This window comes from Luteimonas sp. KH_071 (genome assembly GCF_057838005.1).
The window spans coordinates 1,986,917-2,001,941 of record NZ_CM174458.1 but is presented as its reverse complement, the minus strand read 5'-3'; the positions used below and the strand labels follow the sequence as shown (position 1 = coordinate 2,001,941).

Sequence of the window (15,025 nt, the reverse complement as noted above, 5' to 3'; positions counted from 1 at the left end):
CGCCGATGCTGCGGATGCAGCATCGGTGGGCGAGGGCGTCGCACAGCACACGCGACACGGTGAGACCGGATGACGCGCTTACGGCGCGGTATCGACCAGCACCAGCTCCGCGTCTTCGATCGCCGTCACGCGGATCACCGTTTCGTCGCGGATGGCCGCGCCATCGCGCGCCTCGATGCGCGTGCCGTTGATCTCGACTGCGCCCGATGCCGGCACCAGATAACCGAGACGTCCATCGGCGAACGCGTACTCGGCGGTGTCGCCAGCCTTGAGTGTCGCACCGAGCACGCGCGCGGCGGCGCGGATCGGCAGGGCATCGTCGTCGCCGTCGAAGCCGCTGGCGAGCGCGATGAAGTCACCACTGCGCGCATCCTTCGGAAACGGCTTGGTGCCCCAGGCCGGCGCGCCGCCGCGTGCATCGGGAATGATCCAGATCTGGAAGATGCGGGTCTGCTCGTCTTCCATGTTGTATTCGGCGTGCTGGATGCCGGTGCCGGCACTCATCACCTGCACGTCGCCTGCGCCGGTGCGGCCGGCATTGCCGAGGTTGTCCTTGTGGCTGATCGCTCCTTCGCGGACATAGGTGATGATCTCCATGTCCGAATGCGGATGCGGCGGAAAGCCGGTGCGCGGCGCGATCAGATCGTCGTTCCACACCCGCAACGCGCCCCAGCCCATGCGCGCCGGCTCGTGGTAGCTCGCGAACGAAAAGTGGTGGTGCGCGTCGAGCCAGCCGTGGTTCGCGGCGCCGAGGGTATCGAAGGGGCGGCGTTCGATCATGTCGATCTCCAGTGCGTGTCGGGAATGGCGCCACGTTACGCCTTGCGCATCATGCTGGGAACGGAAAGAATGGAACACCATTCATTCCATTTTCGTTGTCATGCAGCTTCCCGATCTCGAAGCCTGGGCGATCTTCGCGCGCGTCGCGGAATTCGGCTCGTTCGCGGCGACGGCCGAGGCGCTGGGCATCACCCAGCCGACGGTCTCGAAAGCCATCGCACGGCTGGAGAAACGCATCGGCACGCCGTTGCTGCACCGCACTTCGCGTCGGATGACCTTGACCGCGGCCGGAGAAGCGGCTGTGGAACGTGCAAGTCGCTTGTTGGCCGAGGGCGAAGCGGTCGAGGCGTCCGTGACCGCGCAGGCCGTCAGCCCGCGTGGACACGTGCGCATGGCCGCGCCGATGTCGTTCGGTGTCGCCCATGTGGCACCGCTGCTGCCGGCTTTCATGACGAAATTCCCGGACGTGACGCTGGAACTCGCGCTCAGCGACGAGACCGTCGACATCGTCGGCGGCGGCTTCGATCTCGCGCTGCGTATCGGCACGCTGGAAGATTCCAGCCTCGTCGCGCGCCGGCTGTGCGGCGTGCGCATCCTGCTGGTCGGCGCACCGGCGTACTTCGATCGCGTGGGGCGGCCGAAACATCCACGCGATCTGGGCGCGCATCGCGGCCTGACCTACGCCTATGCACGCTCCGGCGCCGCCTGGCGTTTCCACCATGCGCGGCATGGCGATTACTCCGTGGGCGTGCCGTCGGTGCTGCGGGCCAACAATGCCGAGGCGCTGACGCCGGCGCTGCTGGCCGGCGCCGGGCTCGCGCTGCAGCCGGAGTTTCTGGTGTGGCGCGAACTGCGCCGTGGCGCGCTCGAGGTCGCGCTGCCCGGCTGGCAGCCGCCGGAGATCGCGGTGCATGTGGTCATGCCGCCCGGCCGCGGACGACCGGCGCGCGTGCAGGCGCTGGTCGACCATCTCGCCCGCAAGCTCGCGCAGGCGCCGTGGGCCTCGGGTGAGTGACGTTGCCGCCTCAGCGTCCGGCGCTGTGGTCGTGCACGTGGTCGCCGCGCAGCGCGAGGGCGCGATAGGCGGTCCGCGCCGCATCGTCGAACACCGCCGCCGCGCCGCGTGGACGGTCCGGGCCCGCGGCGCTGTCGAGCACCAGCGTGGCACCCAGACCCGCGTAGAGATAGCGATCGCCATAGGCCCGCTGCAGCGCCGCGAACGTGGCCTCGCCGGTGCAATGGCCGGGTGCGATGAAGTCGATGTCGTAGGGGGCCAGCGCTTCGACGACGCCGGCAATCGCCGCGTCATCGGCATTGACGTAGTGGAACCCGCCGATCACGAGGTGGATGTCGGGGTCGAGCCTCGCCGCCTCGGCGACGATCACCGGCAGCCCCGGATGCGAGCAGCCGACGACCAGCAACAGGCCTTGCGGCGTGCGCACGGCCAGCGACAGCTCGCGCAGTTCGCGCGTGCCGGGTACGTCTGAGACGGTCGCGATCGCCCAGACGCCCGGCGCGATTTCAGTGGTCTGCGCAATCGGCTGCAGCTTCGCGCCGGACCAGGCGCTGCCGAAATTCAGGGTCTCGGGCGGCGTGCCGTCGAAGTAGCGCATGCGCGCCGGCAGGGAGTCGTCCTTGCGGTAGAAGCTCGACGGCAGCGACGAGCCGTAGATGCCGAAACCCTCCTGCGGCGCGTGGATGGCGACGTCCGGATTGGCTTCGAGCACGACCGACAGACCCGCCATGTGGTCGGCATGGCGATGCGACATCACCACCATGTCGAGATCCGCCAGATCCACACCTTTCGCCGTGACGTTGCGGCGGAACGTCTCGGCATCGTTGCCGGTGTCGAACAGGATGCGCTGGCCCTCGACCTCGATCAGCGCAGCGAATCCCCAGTCCTTCTCCAGCGCAGCGTCGTCGCCGAAGGCGTCGTAGAGCACGGTGATCTTCGGCGCGCCGTTCTCGGCGAAGGCGGGAACGGCGGCGGACAGCAGCAGGCTCAGCAGCAGAACGGGGCGCAGTGTCATGGCGGTGGCTCGGCAGGACCGGACCTGCAGCTTAGGTCGCCACGGCACTCATCCACGCATCGATTCCGGCACACCGTGTTGCCGGATCCGCGATGCTGGCCGCATGTCGTGCGTTACCCTGCGCCGGTTTCCCACGAGCCCTGCCATGCGCGTTGCCATCCGCCTGTTGCTGCCCTGCCTGATCGCCGCGCTCGCCGGGTGCGTGGCGGGCCGCTCGACCCTCTCCCCGCCAGACACCGATGCCATGACCGACGCTGCAGCCTTCACGGAAACCCGTTTCACGACGCCGGCGCGCTACACGGATCAAGTGTCCGCCGCCGCGTCACCGAAGACAGACATCACAGCGCCGGACGTCGACGGCGTGCGGATCGGCACGTTCGCCGGCTATCCGGCGGTGCTGGTCGAGACCGCGGATGCACGCGCGGCGATCGCGCTCCACGGCGGCCATCTGCTGTCATACGTGCCGGCCGGCGGCGAAGACCTCTTGTGGCTGTCGCCGCGGCTCGCCGCCGCGCCGGCCGCGATCCGCGGCGGTGTGCCGGTGGTGTGGCCGTTCTTCGGGCGCCAGGGGCAGGGCGACGATGTACCGTCGCACGGGTTCGTCCGCACGGTCCGCTGGCAGCTCGTCGACGTGTCGCGCGATGCCGACGGCAGCATGTCGCTGACGCTCGCGCCGCCGCGCTACGCAGACCTCGGCCTGGACCTGCGCATGCATCTGCGCATCGGCGCCGCGCTCGAGCAGACGCTCGAAACCACCAACACCGGCGATGTGCCGGTGGCGTTCACCCAGGCGCTGCACAGCTATTTCCGCGTGTCGAACGTCGCGCAGGTGCGCGTCGACAGCCTCGACGGCCTGCGCTTCCTCGACAAGAACGATGGCTACGCTGCGCACACGCAGATCGGCGACTGGGTGCTGGACGACACCCGTGATCCGGGTCGCAGCGACTACATCTATGCCGGTGCCGGCGGACGCTACAGCCTCGACGATCCCGGTCTCGACCGGCGCATCGAGCTCACGACCTCGGGCAGCCGCACGCTCGTGGTGTGGAACCCGGGCGAGGCGTCAGCGGAACGCAGCAGCGACATGAACAACGGCGCCTGGCGCGGGTTCCTGTGTCTGGAAGCTGCGAACGCCGGACCGGATATCGTCCGTCTGGCGCCTGGACAGACGCACATCCTGACCCAACGCGTCCGGGTCCTGCCGCGCGGCTGAATCTTCGGGAATTCCTCTCCGGATGTGAAATCCGCGCGTCGACCCCGCGATTTCCATTACCGCGAGTGCCATTCGTTGGGTCCAGGTCAGGGCGGCGTGCACGCCCGGGCCGGTATGCTGGGTGACCGGTTTCGCGTGCAACTGCGGCCCCGGACCCGAAAACGAATTCCCGGAGATCGACCTTGAAGAAGACCCTGCTGTCCGCGGCCACCGCCGTCGCGCTGACGATGGCGGCCTCGTCCGCTATTGCCCACGACCACGAGCACGCCTGCCTCGACGACCTGTGCCAGCTGCAGTCGCTGTTCCAGGCCGACACGTCCGCAGGCGGCAGCGCCGAAGCGACGGTCGCGGCCAAGCGCATGGGCACCTGGGGCATCGACACCGCCGGCATGGACACCAGCGTGCGGCCGGGCGAGGACTTCTTCCGCTACGTCAGCGGCAAGTGGGCCGAGAACACCGAGATTCCGTCCGACAAGTCGAGCTACGGCGCGTTCCTCGTGCTGCGCGATCTGTCCGAGGCGCGCGTGCGTCAGCTGGTCGAGGGGTATCCGACCGGCGATCCCGCCACCGATGGAGACCAGGCCAAGGTCGCCGCACTGTATGCCGGTTTCATGGACGAGTCGGCGATCGAATCGCTGGGCGCGAAGCCGCTCGAGCCGAAGCTGGCGGCGATCCGCGCCGCCACCGACCGTGAGGCGCTCGCCACCCTGATGGGCGAAAGCCAGGGCGACTTCGGCCGCAGCTTCTTCGGCCTGGGCGTGTCCGACGACCAGCGCGATCCCGATCGCTACACGCTGTACATGAGCCAGTCGGGCCTCGGCCTCGGCGATCGCGAAATGTACCTGCGCGAGAACTTTGCGCCGCAGCGCGAGCGCTACCAGGCCTACATCGCGCAGATGCTCGAGCTCGGCGGCTGGGAGAACCCGCAGCAGAACGCCGAAGCCATCCTCGCGCTGGAAACGAAGATCGCCGAAGCGCACTGGACGCGCGCCGAAAGCCGTGACCGTGACAAGACCTACAACCCGGTCGAGCTGTCCGCGTTCGAGACCACCGCGCCGGGCTTCCCGTGGGCCACGTACTTCGCCGCGGCCGGCGTGCCGCAGGCGCCGCGCGCCGTCGTGCGCCAGAGCACCGCCATTCCGAAGCTGGCGGCGATCTTCGGCGAGACCGACATCGCCACGCTGCAGGCCTGGCAGGCGTTCGGCACCATCGACAGCGCGTCGCCGTTGCTGTCGAAGGCGTTCTCGGATGCCCGCTTCGAATTCCGCAACAAGTTCCTGTCGGGCCAGCCCGAGGAGCAGGAGCGCTGGAAGCGCGGCGTGTCGTTCGCCGAGAACACGATGGGCGAGGCGATCGGCCGCGACTACGTACAGCTGTATTTCCCGGCCGATTCCAAGGCCAAGATGGACGAACTGGTCGCCAACGTGAAGGTGGCGATGGGAGCGCGTCTGGACCAGCTCGACTGGATGGGCGCCGAGACCAAGGCCGAGGCGCACAAGAAGCTGGAAGGCTTCGGTCTGAAGATCGGCCATCCGGATACTTGGCGTGACTACAGCGGCCTGCAGGTCGCGCGTGGCGACGTGTTCGGCAATGCCGAGCGTTCGATGGCGTTCGAATGGGACTACCGCCGCAACCGTCTCGGCCAGCAGGTCGACAAGGGCGAGTGGGGCATGACGCCGCAGACCGTCAACGCCTACTACAACTCGGTCAAGAACGAGATCGTGTTCCCGGCCGCGATCCTGCAGCCGCCGTTCTTCGATCCCGATGCCGATCCGGCGGTCAACTACGGCGCCATCGGCGGCGTGATCGGCCACGAGATCATCCACGGCTTCGACGACCAGGGCCGCAAGTCCGACGGCGAAGGCGTGCTGCGCGACTGGTGGACGGCCGAGGACGCGGCGAAGTTCGAAGCCCAGGCGGCCAAGCTCGGCGCCCAGTACGAGGCTTACGAGTTCCCGCAGCTGCCGGGCATGCACATCAACGGCAAGGTCGCGATGGGCGAGAACATCGGTGACCTCGGCGGCATCACGATCGCGCTCGAGGCCTACCGCCGTTCGCTCGACGGCAAGCCGGCGCCGGAGCTCGACGGCTTCAGCGGCGAGCAGCGCCTGTTCATGGGTTGGGCGCAGGTGTGGCGCACCCTGTGGCGTGACGACGCACTGCGTCAGCAGCTGGTCAACGGCACGCATTCGCCGGGGCACATCCGCGCGTTCGCGCCGCTGCGCAACGTCGACGCGTGGTACGACGCGTTCGACATCACCGCGCAGGACGCACTGTGGATCGCACCGGAAGATCGCGTCCGCATCTGGTGATCCACGCGGATCGCTGAGCGAGAAGAAAGGGCCGGGATTTCCGGCCCTTTTTTTTATGCGGACTCAGTCGTTCAGCGTGCTCGCGATCCGGACCTCGCCGGTCAGCAGCTTGTGCACCGGACAGGCATTGGCGATCTGCAACAAACGCTCGCGCTGCTCCGCATCGAGCGGCCCGCGCAAGGTGATCCGACGCGCGATGTCGGCACCGACGATCGGCTTGCCATCCGGATCGAGCACGAGTGCGACGTCGACGCCCTCCAGCGGCCACTGCTTGCGTGCGGCGTACATGCGCAACGTGATCGCGGTGCAGGCGCCCAGTGCCGACAGCAGCAGATGATCGGGTGTCGGACCGGTATCGTCGCCACCCAGCGACGCCGGCTCATCGGCCGACCACCGATGACCGGCCTCGTCTTCCAGCGCGATGCGAAAACCGGCACCGTCGGTGCGTGCAATGAGTCGGGCGCGCGCAGTCATCAGCAGGGCTCCAGATCAAAACGGCCGCCGTGGCCGTCGTCGCCTCAGACTGCCACGCGCAGGGGTAGACCGTCAGCCGAAGGCCGCGCTCAGCCCGGCGTGTAGTAGGTCGGCGCACCCGGCCCGACCGGCAGCCCGAGCACGAACACCCAGACGAAGAACAACAGTGTCCAGCCGAAGAAGAACACGATCGAATAAGGCAGCATCATCGCGATCAGCGTACCCACGCCCAGGTCGCGTTTGTAGCGCGCGGCGAAGGCCATGATCAGACCGAAGTAACTCATCATCGGCGTGATCAGATTGGTCACCGAATCGCCGATGCGGTAGGCCGCCTGGATCACTTCGGGGCTGTAACCCACCAGCATCAGCATCGGCACGAAGATCGGCGCGGTCACCGCCCACTGCGCCGAGGCCGAGCCCAACGAGAGGTTGATCAGTCCGCACAGGGCGATGAAGGCCAGGAACACCAGCGGCCCGGTCAGGCCGATCGACTCCAGCAGACTGGAGCCGAGCACCGCCATCACCTGGCCCAGCTGGGTCCAGTTGAAGAACGCGACGAACTGCGCGGCGAAGAACACCAGCACGATGTACAAGCTCAGCGTACCCATCGATTTCGCCATCGCGTCGATGACGTCGCGATCGTTGCGGATCGAACCGGTGAGCGCGCCGTAGACGATGCCGGCGACCGCGAAGAACACCGCCACCAGCACCACGATGCCGGTCAGGAACGGGCGCAGGCTGCCCAGCGTGTCCTCGATGCCCGGCAGGCGCAGCGCGCCGTTCGACGGGACCACCAGCGCGGCGATACCTGCCGCGACGAGCAGCGCCGCGAGACCGGCCCACATCAGTGCCCGGCGTTCCCGGGCGGCCAGCGGATCCATGTTCACCGGCTCGGCGTCCGGATCGAGATCTTTCGGGTCGAAGGCGCCCAGCTTGGGTTCGACGATGTAGGTGGTCACGAACCAGCCCATCGCGGTCACGGCGAAGGTGCTGGCGATCATGAAGTACCAGTTGACTGCCGCATGCACCTCGTAGGCGGGGTCGATCAGCCGCGCCGCTTCCTGGGTGATGCCGGCCAGCAGCGGATCGACGGTGCCGATCAGCAGGTTGGCGCTGTAGCCGCCCGACACGCCGGCGAACGCGGCAGCCAGACCCGCCAATGGATGACGCCCCAGCGCGTGGAAGATCGCCGCAGCCAGCGGTATCACCACCACGTAGCCCATTTCCGACGCCGTGTTGGACAGGATCGCGGCGAACACCACCACCACCGTCACCAGACTCTTCGGCGCGCCGAGCACCAGCTGCTTGATCGCAGCGGTCAGCAGACCGGAGCGCTCGGCAATGCCGACGCCCAGCATCGCGACTAGCACCGTGCCCAGCGGCACGAACGAGGTGAAATTGGTCACCAGGCCGGTGACGATGCGGCGCAGCCCCTCGGCATCGAGCAGGCTGATGACCCGGATGATCCCGTCGTCGGCGCGCCCGCTGGAGCCCACGGGACGTGGATCGGGAACCGACACGCCATAGGCGCCGAGAATCCCCGACAGCAGCACGATCGACAGCGCGAGCAGCGCGAACAGCGTGACCGGGTGTGGCAACAGGTTGCCCAGAAACTCGACGCCGTTGAGCAGCCGCGTGATGGCGCTGCGCGGAGGAGGAGACGAGGAACCAGCCGCCTTGCGTGGAGTCATCGTGCCTGCCGTCTCGAGTGGCCGGACAGTCTAGCAAGCGTTGCGGACGCGCTCCCGGCAGGCCGGGGCGCGTCCGTCGGGCCTCAGTCGCTCGCGGCCGCCTGCGCGATGAAGTCGTCCACCTCGCGCTCCAGCAGTTCCAGTGGCACGACCCCGGTCAGCAGCACGCGGTTGTGGAAGGCGCGCGGATCGAAACGATCGCCGAGCGCTTCACGCGCCTTGTCGCGCAGGCGCACGATTTCCAGCTGGCCGATCATGTAGGACGTGGCCTGGCCGGGCATGACCACGTAGCGGTCGACTTCCGATGCGGGAATGCCGTAGTCGATCGCCTGCTGGCGCGTCCAGCGCATCGCATGCAGGCCGGTGTCGACCACGAGGCGGCGGGCGCGGAACAGCTCGGCATCGAGCTGGCCCAGGCGGCCTTCGGGATCGCTTTCGTACCAGCCTTCCTCGGCTGCGAGGCGCTCGGCGTACAGCGCCCAGCCTTCGCTGAAGGCGGAGATGCCGCCCAGCGCGCGGGTCTGGCGGAACTTCGGCAACGCAGGATTTTCGACCGACAGTGCAACCTGGAAATGATGACCGGGCACGGTCTCGTGATAGACCAGCGTGCGCAGGCCGAAGCGGGTCAGGCGGTCCTTGCGCAACGGCATCTGGTAGACGCCCGGGCGTGAACCGTCGAGCGGCGGCGCGGTGTAGCTCGCGGCGGCGCTGTCCCAGCGGTATTCGGGATAGGGCTGGGCGATCACCGCCGAGCGCGGACGGATGTCGAACAGCGCATCGCTACGGCGTTCGGCGTCGCGCATCATCGTGTCGATGTCGGCCATGATCGCGGCGCGGCCGGTGTCATCATCCGGATACGCGAGATCGATTCGGAGTTGCCTGAGCCTCGCTTCGACGCTGCCGTCGGTGCGGCCGATCGAACGCAGGATGGTGTCCATCTCCGCTTCGATACGCGCGACTTCGCGCAAGCCGATCGCGTGGATCTCCTCGGCGCTCAGCGCGGTCGATGTGAAACGCCGCAGTTGGTACGCGTAAGCTTCCGCGCCGTCGGGGAAACGCCACAGACCGGCGTCGTCGGTTGTGCGTGGCAGCTGGCGTTCGAGTTCCGCGATCGCGCGTGACCACGCGGGATACACGCCGCTTTCCACCAGCGCCGTCGCTCTGTCGACGAGCGCCGTACGGGTGGGCGCATCGATGGATTCGACCGTTTGCAGGCGCGTGTCGAACGTCGCCACCAGCGGATTGCGCGCGGGCGTATCGGCGATGAAGCGACGCATCTGGGCAATGGTCGCCTCGACGATGAAGCGGGGCGGCAACACGTCGCGCGCCGCGAGTTCCGATGCGCGGGCGGTGGACTCGTCCATCCGCGCCTCGAACTGCGAGAGGCGTGAGAGATAGCTGTCGGCATCGGCGGCGCTGCGCAGCGGATGCACGACCGTCATCAGATTCGGCAGATTGACGTTGGCGCCGCTGAACTGCTGCAGCGGAAAGCCGTAGTCATCAAAGCGATCGCCTTCGATGAGGCTGTGCAACTGCCAGTCCATCAGTTCGGCGGACACGCGGTCGACGTCGCGCATCGACGTGCGATCGAGCGCGGACAGTTCTGTCAGGCCGCGCTGGGCGAGCGCGAGGGTCTCAGCCCTGAACGCCTGCGTCTGCGGCGTGAGTTCGCGATCCATGCGCGCCTGTTCGGCGTCGCCGAAGTAACGGCTCGCGGTCGAGGCCGAGGGCTGGCGTCGCATCCACTCGTCGGTGAAGCGTTCGAAGAAGGTTGCGGCTTGGGTCGTTGATTCGACGGTCGCGCTTGCATCGCTCGATTCACCACGTGGCGCAGGTGCGCATGCGGTGAGCAGGCAGGCGCCCAGCGCAAGCGCGAGAGACGCGGGACGGATCGGCAGGCGCATCGGAACTCCAGACGAGGCAAGGCCCTGCGATTCTACGCAGGGCCTGCCAATGACCGGAGCGCACGGCGGGGATCAGCCGTGCACGCGGAACCGGATGGCGTCGTCGATGAAGGTCTTCTCGCCGAAACCGGCTTCGTGCGAACCGAACGGCATCTGCGCGCGCAGGCGCCACGTCGGCGGGAGATCCCACTCGGCTGCGACGGCAGCGTCGGGCAGCGGGTTGTAGTGCTGCAGGCTCGCGCCGATGTCCGCTTCGGCCAGCGCGGTCCACACGGCGTACTGCGCGATGCCGCTCGAATGCTCGGACCACACCGGGAAGTTGTCGGCGTAGAGCGGGAACTTCTCCTGCAGCGCCTGGACCGTCGCAGTGTCCTCGTAGAACAACACCGTGCCCGCACCGGCAGCGAAACTGTCGAGCTTGGCCTTGGTGTCGGCGAATCCATCGGCCGGCACGATCTTGCGCAGCGCGTCCTCGACGAAGCCCCAGAATTTCAGGCTCGCATCGCCGAACAGGATCACGGCGCGCGAGCTCTGCGAGTTGAACGAGGAGGGGGCCTGACGCACGGCTTCCTGGATCAGCGCGGTGGTGTCGGCCTGCGACAGCGGCAGCGCCTTGCCGAGGGCGTACTGGCTACGGCGACGGGTGGCGGCGGCGATGAAGGTGTTGGACATGGTCGGACTCGTGGTGGACGGATCGGTGCCGCGAAGGCGGCCTGTTCACAAGTCTGCATCCACACCATGGGTGGAACGACCCGAAGAATCGGGAAGGATCGTTGCATTCGCGCGCATGTCGCGCGTCGCGTTCAGCCAGCTGTCTTCGAAGCGGTGTCCTGGTGCATCAGATACAGCCGCAGATCGAATTCGAGCTGGTGGTAATCCGGCGACATGTGCGTGCACAGTTTGTAGAAGGCGCGGTTGTGGTCGCTTTCCTTCAGATGCGCCAGTTCATGCACCACGATCATTTCGAGGAACGCGGCGGGCGCCTCGCGGAACACGCTGGCGATGCGGATCTCGCGATTCGCCTTCAACCGTCCACCCTGCACGCGGGACACCGTCGTATGCGTGCCCAGGGCGTGTTTGAGCACCTGCAGTTTGCCGTCGTAGATCGCCTTGTGCAGCGGCGTGGACTGGCGCAGATACCGGTCCTTGAGCGCCTGCACATAGTCGTAGAGCTGGCGATCGTTGCGGACCGCGTGCGGGTCGGGATAGCGCCGGGCGAGATAATCGCCGAGGCGCCCTGTGTCGCGCAGCGCACGCACACGCATCTGGACGTCGGACGGATAGCCGGCGAGGTAGGGCAGGGGATCCATCGCGGCACCATAGCGCCGGAGCGGGCATCGCGCAGCCGGTATCATCGACGTCCGAACACCGTGGACGATGAGGCATGCGCAATCCGCTGCAGGAACAGCTGTTGAAGGCCGGCCTGGTCAAGAAGGGCAAGGTGGCTGAAATCGCGCGCGAGCAGACGAAGGCGCGACACGGCAAACAGCCCACGGCGAAGACCGAATCGCAGCGCGAGGTCGAGCGCGTGCGGCAGGAAAAGGCCGAGCGCGACCGCGCGCTCGCGCAGGCGCGCAACGAGGAAGCGCGCGAACGCGAGCGTCGCAGCCAGGCGCGCCAACTGATCGTCGACAACCAGGTCAGGTCGACCGGCGAGCGTGCCTACCGGTTCGATGTCGACGGCGGCATCCGCAACGTCGTGGTCGATGACGCCCAGGCGCGCCAGCTGGCCAGCGGCGCGCTGGTGATCGCACGGCTCGACGGCAGCTTCGTGCTGCTGCCGCGCGCCGTCGTGGCGCGTGTGCGCGAACGTGATCCTCGGGCGATCGTGCTCGATCATGCGGACGGCGCGTCAGGGCAGGGCAGCGACGACGACTACGACGATCCCAGGTACGCGGTGCCGGACGATCTGGTCTGGTAATACGGCGCATACGCGAACGGGCCGGCATATGGCCGACCCGTCCGGGTGATCGAACTTCCAGAACGCGTGTTCCAGATTCAGCGACGCACGCGTTCGCAGCGGGTTTCGACGACGCGATTGCCGTTCGCTTCCTGGCGATTGCCCTGCACGTTGCGGCCGATCGCGCCACCTGCGACAGCGCCACCCACCGTCGCGATCTTGCGACCACTGCCGCTGCCGATCTGGTTGCCGACCAGACCACCGATCACGGCGCCTGCAGCGGTGCCGCCGACGCGATTCGGATCGCTGGTGTTGCGCTGGACTTCGACGTCGTCGCAGACCACACGGCTGCCGTCGTTGAAGCGGCGTCCCTCGTCCTCGGGGCCATAGGTCTGGGCGTGGACGAGCGTCGTGCCGGCCAGTGAGAGCAGGCCAAGGGCGAGCAGGGTGCGGATCGGCTTCATGGGTGTTCTCCGTGCGGATGACAGACCTGCATCCTTGCAGCCGTGCGGGCAATCGCAGGTGAAAAACGTGGGAACCCAGGGCAGCGGTTCAGCACCGGGGGCGCAGCGTGACGCCGACGTCACGCGTACTGCATCGTCCGCGTCATGCCGCCATCGACCACGATGTTCTGACCCGTGATGAACGCCGCGGCGTCCGAAAGCAGATGCACTGCCAGTGCGCCGATGTCGCCGGGCACGCCGGCACGTCCCACGGGGTGCTGGGCGTGATCGCGCTTCGAGAGTTTCGGCGTGCGTCGCGCCGCCGGCTTGCGCCAGTCGTCGGTGACGATCCAGCCCGGGCTGATCGCATTGACCCGCACTTGCGGCCCTTCGCTGATCGCCAGCGCATGGGTGAACCCGACCACGCCACCCTTTGCCGATGCATAGGCTTCGGTATGTGGCTCGGATTGCAGCACCCGGCTGGAGGCGATGTTGACGATGGCGCCGCGCGCTTCGCGCAAGGCAGGCAGGGCGTGCTTGCTGCACAGGAAGGTGCCGGTCAGATGGCTGTCGATAAACCGACGCCAGTCGAGCAGCGACAGCGTCGACACGTCATCGATCACCGGGTCGGCCGGGCCGGCATTGTTGACGAGACCGTCGATGCGACCGAACGCCGCCAGTGCTCGGGTTGCGAATGTCCGCACCGAGGCTTCGCGCGACACGTCGAGCGGCAGGAAGCGTGCGCGATCGCCCACGTCCCATTCCGCGAGACAGGCTTTGCCTGCATCACGGTCGAGATCACCGATGACCACGCGTCCGCCTGCGCCCAGCACTGCCTGCGCGATGCCGCGTCCGATGCCCTGCGCGCCGCCGGTGACGAGCACCACGCGATCGCGCAGGGGCGTTGCATCGAAAGGCCGGATCGGCGGCGTCAGCGACATGCGGGCGGCTCCTGGAAGACAGGCCGACACATTAGGGACACGTGGATCGACGCGCCGTCGTCAGGACGACGGCGCGGCAATCAGCTCGCGCGGCGCTTGCGCGGCGCGGCTTCGACCGGCGGCGGCACCGCAGGTCCGTCGATACGGGTCAGTGTGCGCGTGTTGCCAAGCACTTCGATCTTGCCGCCCGACTTGCGGAACGAGGCCAGATCATCGGCGATGCGGTCGCTGGTCAGCGATGCGCCACGCTCGTTGGGTTTGCGTGCGCCTGCGAACAGGTGACGCGTGTCGGACTGCGGGGGACTCGGGGTTTTGGGTCTGGACATCCGGTGGACTCCGTCAATACATCGCCAGCGGGATACCGCGACTGCCACGCTCGATGTAATCGGCACGGATGTCGCGGCAGTAAGGACCATCCATGACGAAACGTCGGCAGACGTCAGGACGGCTTTCGTAAATCGAACAACACATGCGGGCACTGTCGATGGCGACGCACCAGCCTTCCTCGTCACGCGCCATGACCGGCAGTCCGGCGTCGGTGACATCGGTGAAACGTTCCGGGACAGCGTCGCCCGGTTGCAGCACCACCGTGAGGCGGCAACACACGGCATCGCAACGGTCGCAGTCGGCGCGCTCGCTCATTGCAGGCGCCCCATGCCGCGGCGGTAGTGCAGCAGGCGGCCGCGCGGCAACGCGGCGGCGTCGTTGTCGATGCCCGCGCGCGACTCGTGCAGCGAGAAGCCCTGCGCATCGAGCAGCCGGCTCAGGGCCGCGCTGTTGCCGCGGCCGGGATCGCTGATCACGATCTCGGCGATCGGCTGCGCATAGCGCTCGACCACATCCGCCAGCAGCGCCGCGTGCGCCCGTTCGTAGAGCACGTCGGACGCGATGATCATGTCGAACCGACCGAGCGTGGTGAGTTCGACGTCCCAGCGCATCTGCCGGTAGTGCACCGCATCCAACGCGTTGAGCGCCGCGTTGTAGGCGAGAAATCCTTCGGCGAGCGGGTGCACATCGGACGCGACGATGATCGCGCCACGACGCTGGAGCACCAGACTCGACAATGCGAGACCGCAACCGGTCTCGAGAATACGTTTGCCCGCCACATCCGCACGTTCCATCGTCTGCGCGAGCAGGCGGCCGGAGGGCCACACCTGGCCGAACAGCGACCACTGCGCCGACGAAATCCCCAGATCCGCACCATGACCATCGGGATCGGCGAACTGCTGCAGGTCGCCGAGGACGCGCAGGCGGTAGTCATGGCCACCGACCTGGACGGTCACGATACGTGTGGAGTAACCGGGCACGAAGCTTCCTGTGAGCGGAGCCCTCGAGGG

The 15,025-nt window shown here is 67.6% G+C and carries 16 protein-coding genes; 4 read left to right on the top strand and 12 right to left on the bottom strand.

Going from position 1 to position 15,025, the window contains the following annotated elements; translation table 11 throughout:
* Positions 1-78 precede the first annotated feature (78 nt).
* Entirely contained in the window at positions 79-780 is a 702-nt protein-coding gene (locus AC3IRM_RS09405; RefSeq protein ID WP_489202917.1) for a pirin family protein, read from the bottom strand.
* Between AC3IRM_RS09405 and AC3IRM_RS09400 the strand changes: the two genes are divergently transcribed.
* Positions 779-1,795 (top strand): LysR family transcriptional regulator, encoded by a 1,017-nt coding sequence (locus tag AC3IRM_RS09400; RefSeq protein ID WP_489202916.1) that lies wholly within the window; start codon positions 779-781, stop codon positions 1,793-1,795. The two genes, AC3IRM_RS09405 and AC3IRM_RS09400, sit on opposite strands and share 2 nt — an antisense overlap.
* Before the next feature lie 10 nt (positions 1,796-1,805).
* On the opposite strand, the gene AC3IRM_RS09395 is transcribed toward AC3IRM_RS09400, so the two are convergent.
* The gene (locus AC3IRM_RS09395) at positions 1,806-2,810 is read right to left on the bottom strand and encodes an MBL fold metallo-hydrolase (protein ID WP_489202915.1); all 1,005 of its coding nucleotides are present in this window, start codon (positions 2,808-2,810) and stop codon (positions 1,806-1,808) included.
* A 145-nt stretch (positions 2,811-2,955) separates the two neighbouring features.
* On the opposite strand from AC3IRM_RS09395, the gene AC3IRM_RS09390 reads away from it, so the two are divergent.
* Both AC3IRM_RS09390 and AC3IRM_RS09385 read left to right on the top strand, forming a co-directional pair.
* A complete protein-coding gene (locus AC3IRM_RS09390) occupies positions 2,956-4,023 on the top strand; it encodes a D-hexose-6-phosphate mutarotase (protein WP_489202914.1) in 1,068 nt (355 codons plus the stop codon).
* Between the two features lie 182 nt (positions 4,024-4,205).
* The gene (locus AC3IRM_RS09385; protein WP_489202913.1) at positions 4,206-6,335 is read left to right on the top strand and encodes a M13 family metallopeptidase; all 2,130 of its coding nucleotides are present in this window, start codon (positions 4,206-4,208) and stop codon (positions 6,333-6,335) included.
* A 63-nt stretch (positions 6,336-6,398) separates the two neighbouring features.
* On the opposite strand, the gene AC3IRM_RS09380 is transcribed toward AC3IRM_RS09385, so the two are convergent.
* The 5 genes from AC3IRM_RS09380 to AC3IRM_RS09360 form a co-directional block, all read right to left on the bottom strand.
* Complete coding sequence (locus AC3IRM_RS09380) at positions 6,399-6,809, bottom strand: OsmC family protein (RefSeq protein WP_489202912.1); 411 nt, start codon at positions 6,807-6,809, stop codon at positions 6,399-6,401.
* Positions 6,810-6,898: 89 nt separating this feature from the next.
* Positions 6,899-8,500 (bottom strand): AbgT family transporter, encoded by a 1,602-nt coding sequence (locus AC3IRM_RS09375; RefSeq protein WP_489202911.1) that lies wholly within the window; start codon positions 8,498-8,500, stop codon positions 6,899-6,901.
* Between the two features lie 83 nt (positions 8,501-8,583).
* The gene (locus tag AC3IRM_RS09370; RefSeq protein WP_489202910.1) at positions 8,584-10,404 is read right to left on the bottom strand and encodes a DUF885 domain-containing protein; all 1,821 of its coding nucleotides are present in this window, start codon (positions 10,402-10,404) and stop codon (positions 8,584-8,586) included.
* A gap of 72 nt (positions 10,405-10,476) precedes the next feature.
* Positions 10,477-11,076 carry a nitroreductase family protein gene (locus tag AC3IRM_RS09365; RefSeq protein WP_489202909.1) on the bottom strand — a complete coding sequence of 200 codons (600 nt, stop codon included), beginning with the start codon at positions 11,074-11,076 and terminating at the stop codon, positions 10,477-10,479.
* A 131-nt stretch (positions 11,077-11,207) separates the two neighbouring features.
* Entirely contained in the window at positions 11,208-11,759 is a 552-nt protein-coding gene (locus AC3IRM_RS09360; RefSeq protein WP_489202908.1) for a M48 metallopeptidase family protein, read from the bottom strand.
* A gap of 29 nt (positions 11,760-11,788) precedes the next feature.
* Between AC3IRM_RS09360 and AC3IRM_RS09355 the strand changes: the two genes are divergently transcribed.
* Positions 11,789-12,325 (top strand): DUF2058 domain-containing protein, encoded by a 537-nt coding sequence (locus AC3IRM_RS09355; RefSeq protein ID WP_489202907.1) that lies wholly within the window; start codon positions 11,789-11,791, stop codon positions 12,323-12,325.
* Positions 12,326-12,402: 77 nt separating this feature from the next.
* On the opposite strand, the gene AC3IRM_RS09350 is transcribed toward AC3IRM_RS09355, so the two are convergent.
* The 5 genes from AC3IRM_RS09350 to AC3IRM_RS09330 form a co-directional block, all read right to left on the bottom strand.
* Positions 12,403-12,768 carry a glycine zipper 2TM domain-containing protein gene (locus tag AC3IRM_RS09350; protein WP_489202906.1) on the bottom strand — a complete coding sequence of 122 codons (366 nt, stop codon included), beginning with the start codon at positions 12,766-12,768 and terminating at the stop codon, positions 12,403-12,405.
* A gap of 119 nt (positions 12,769-12,887) precedes the next feature.
* Positions 12,888-13,688, bottom strand: coding sequence for an SDR family oxidoreductase (locus AC3IRM_RS09345; protein WP_489202905.1), 801 nt, complete (start codon positions 13,686-13,688; stop codon positions 12,888-12,890).
* An 80-nt stretch (positions 13,689-13,768) separates the two neighbouring features.
* Positions 13,769-14,014, bottom strand: coding sequence for a hypothetical protein (locus tag AC3IRM_RS09340; RefSeq protein WP_489202904.1), 246 nt, complete (start codon positions 14,012-14,014; stop codon positions 13,769-13,771).
* Positions 14,015-14,027: 13 nt separating this feature from the next.
* Positions 14,028-14,330: a YkgJ family cysteine cluster protein gene (locus AC3IRM_RS09335; protein ID WP_489202903.1), complete on the bottom strand. Its 303-nt coding sequence runs from the start codon at positions 14,328-14,330 to the stop codon at positions 14,028-14,030.
* Positions 14,327-14,995 (bottom strand): class I SAM-dependent methyltransferase, encoded by a 669-nt coding sequence (locus tag AC3IRM_RS09330; RefSeq protein WP_489202902.1) that lies wholly within the window; start codon positions 14,993-14,995, stop codon positions 14,327-14,329. The genes AC3IRM_RS09335 and AC3IRM_RS09330 overlap by 4 nt, the downstream gene beginning before the upstream one ends.
* Positions 14,996-15,025: the final 30 nt, after the last annotated feature.

Bases quoted from the DNA above. Each gene is read 5' to 3' on its own strand.
- AC3IRM_RS09335 (WP_489202903.1), bottom strand. From the start codon at position 14,330: ATGAGCGAGCGCGCCGACTGCGACCGTTGCGATGCCGTGTGTTGCCGC.
- AC3IRM_RS09405 (WP_489202917.1), bottom strand. From the start codon at position 780: ATGATCGAACGCCGCCCCTTCGATACCCTCGGCGCCGCGAACCACGGC.
- AC3IRM_RS09360 (WP_489202908.1), bottom strand. From the start codon at position 11,759: ATGATACCGGCTGCGCGATGCCCGCTCCGGCGCTATGGTGCCGCGATG.
- AC3IRM_RS09350 (WP_489202906.1), bottom strand. From the start codon at position 12,768: ATGAAGCCGATCCGCACCCTGCTCGCCCTTGGCCTGCTCTCACTGGCC.
- AC3IRM_RS09340 (WP_489202904.1), bottom strand. From the start codon at position 14,014: ATGTCCAGACCCAAAACCCCGAGTCCCCCGCAGTCCGACACGCGTCAC.
- AC3IRM_RS09355 (WP_489202907.1), top strand. From the start codon at position 11,789: ATGCGCAATCCGCTGCAGGAACAGCTGTTGAAGGCCGGCCTGGTCAAG.
- AC3IRM_RS09395 (WP_489202915.1), bottom strand. From the start codon at position 2,810: ATGACACTGCGCCCCGTTCTGCTGCTGAGCCTGCTGCTGTCCGCCGCC.
- AC3IRM_RS09375 (WP_489202911.1), bottom strand. From the start codon at position 8,500: ATGACTCCACGCAAGGCGGCTGGTTCCTCGTCTCCTCCTCCGCGCAGC.
- AC3IRM_RS09345 (WP_489202905.1), bottom strand. From the start codon at position 13,688: ATGTCGCTGACGCCGCCGATCCGGCCTTTCGATGCAACGCCCCTGCGC.
- AC3IRM_RS09380 (WP_489202912.1), bottom strand. From the start codon at position 6,809: ATGACTGCGCGCGCCCGACTCATTGCACGCACCGACGGTGCCGGTTTT.
- AC3IRM_RS09390 (WP_489202914.1), top strand. From the start codon at position 2,956: ATGCGCGTTGCCATCCGCCTGTTGCTGCCCTGCCTGATCGCCGCGCTC.
- AC3IRM_RS09365 (WP_489202909.1), bottom strand. From the start codon at position 11,076: ATGTCCAACACCTTCATCGCCGCCGCCACCCGTCGCCGTAGCCAGTAC.
- AC3IRM_RS09370 (WP_489202910.1), bottom strand. From the start codon at position 10,404: ATGCGCCTGCCGATCCGTCCCGCGTCTCTCGCGCTTGCGCTGGGCGCC.
- AC3IRM_RS09400 (WP_489202916.1), top strand. From the start codon at position 779: ATGTCGATCTCCAGTGCGTGTCGGGAATGGCGCCACGTTACGCCTTGC.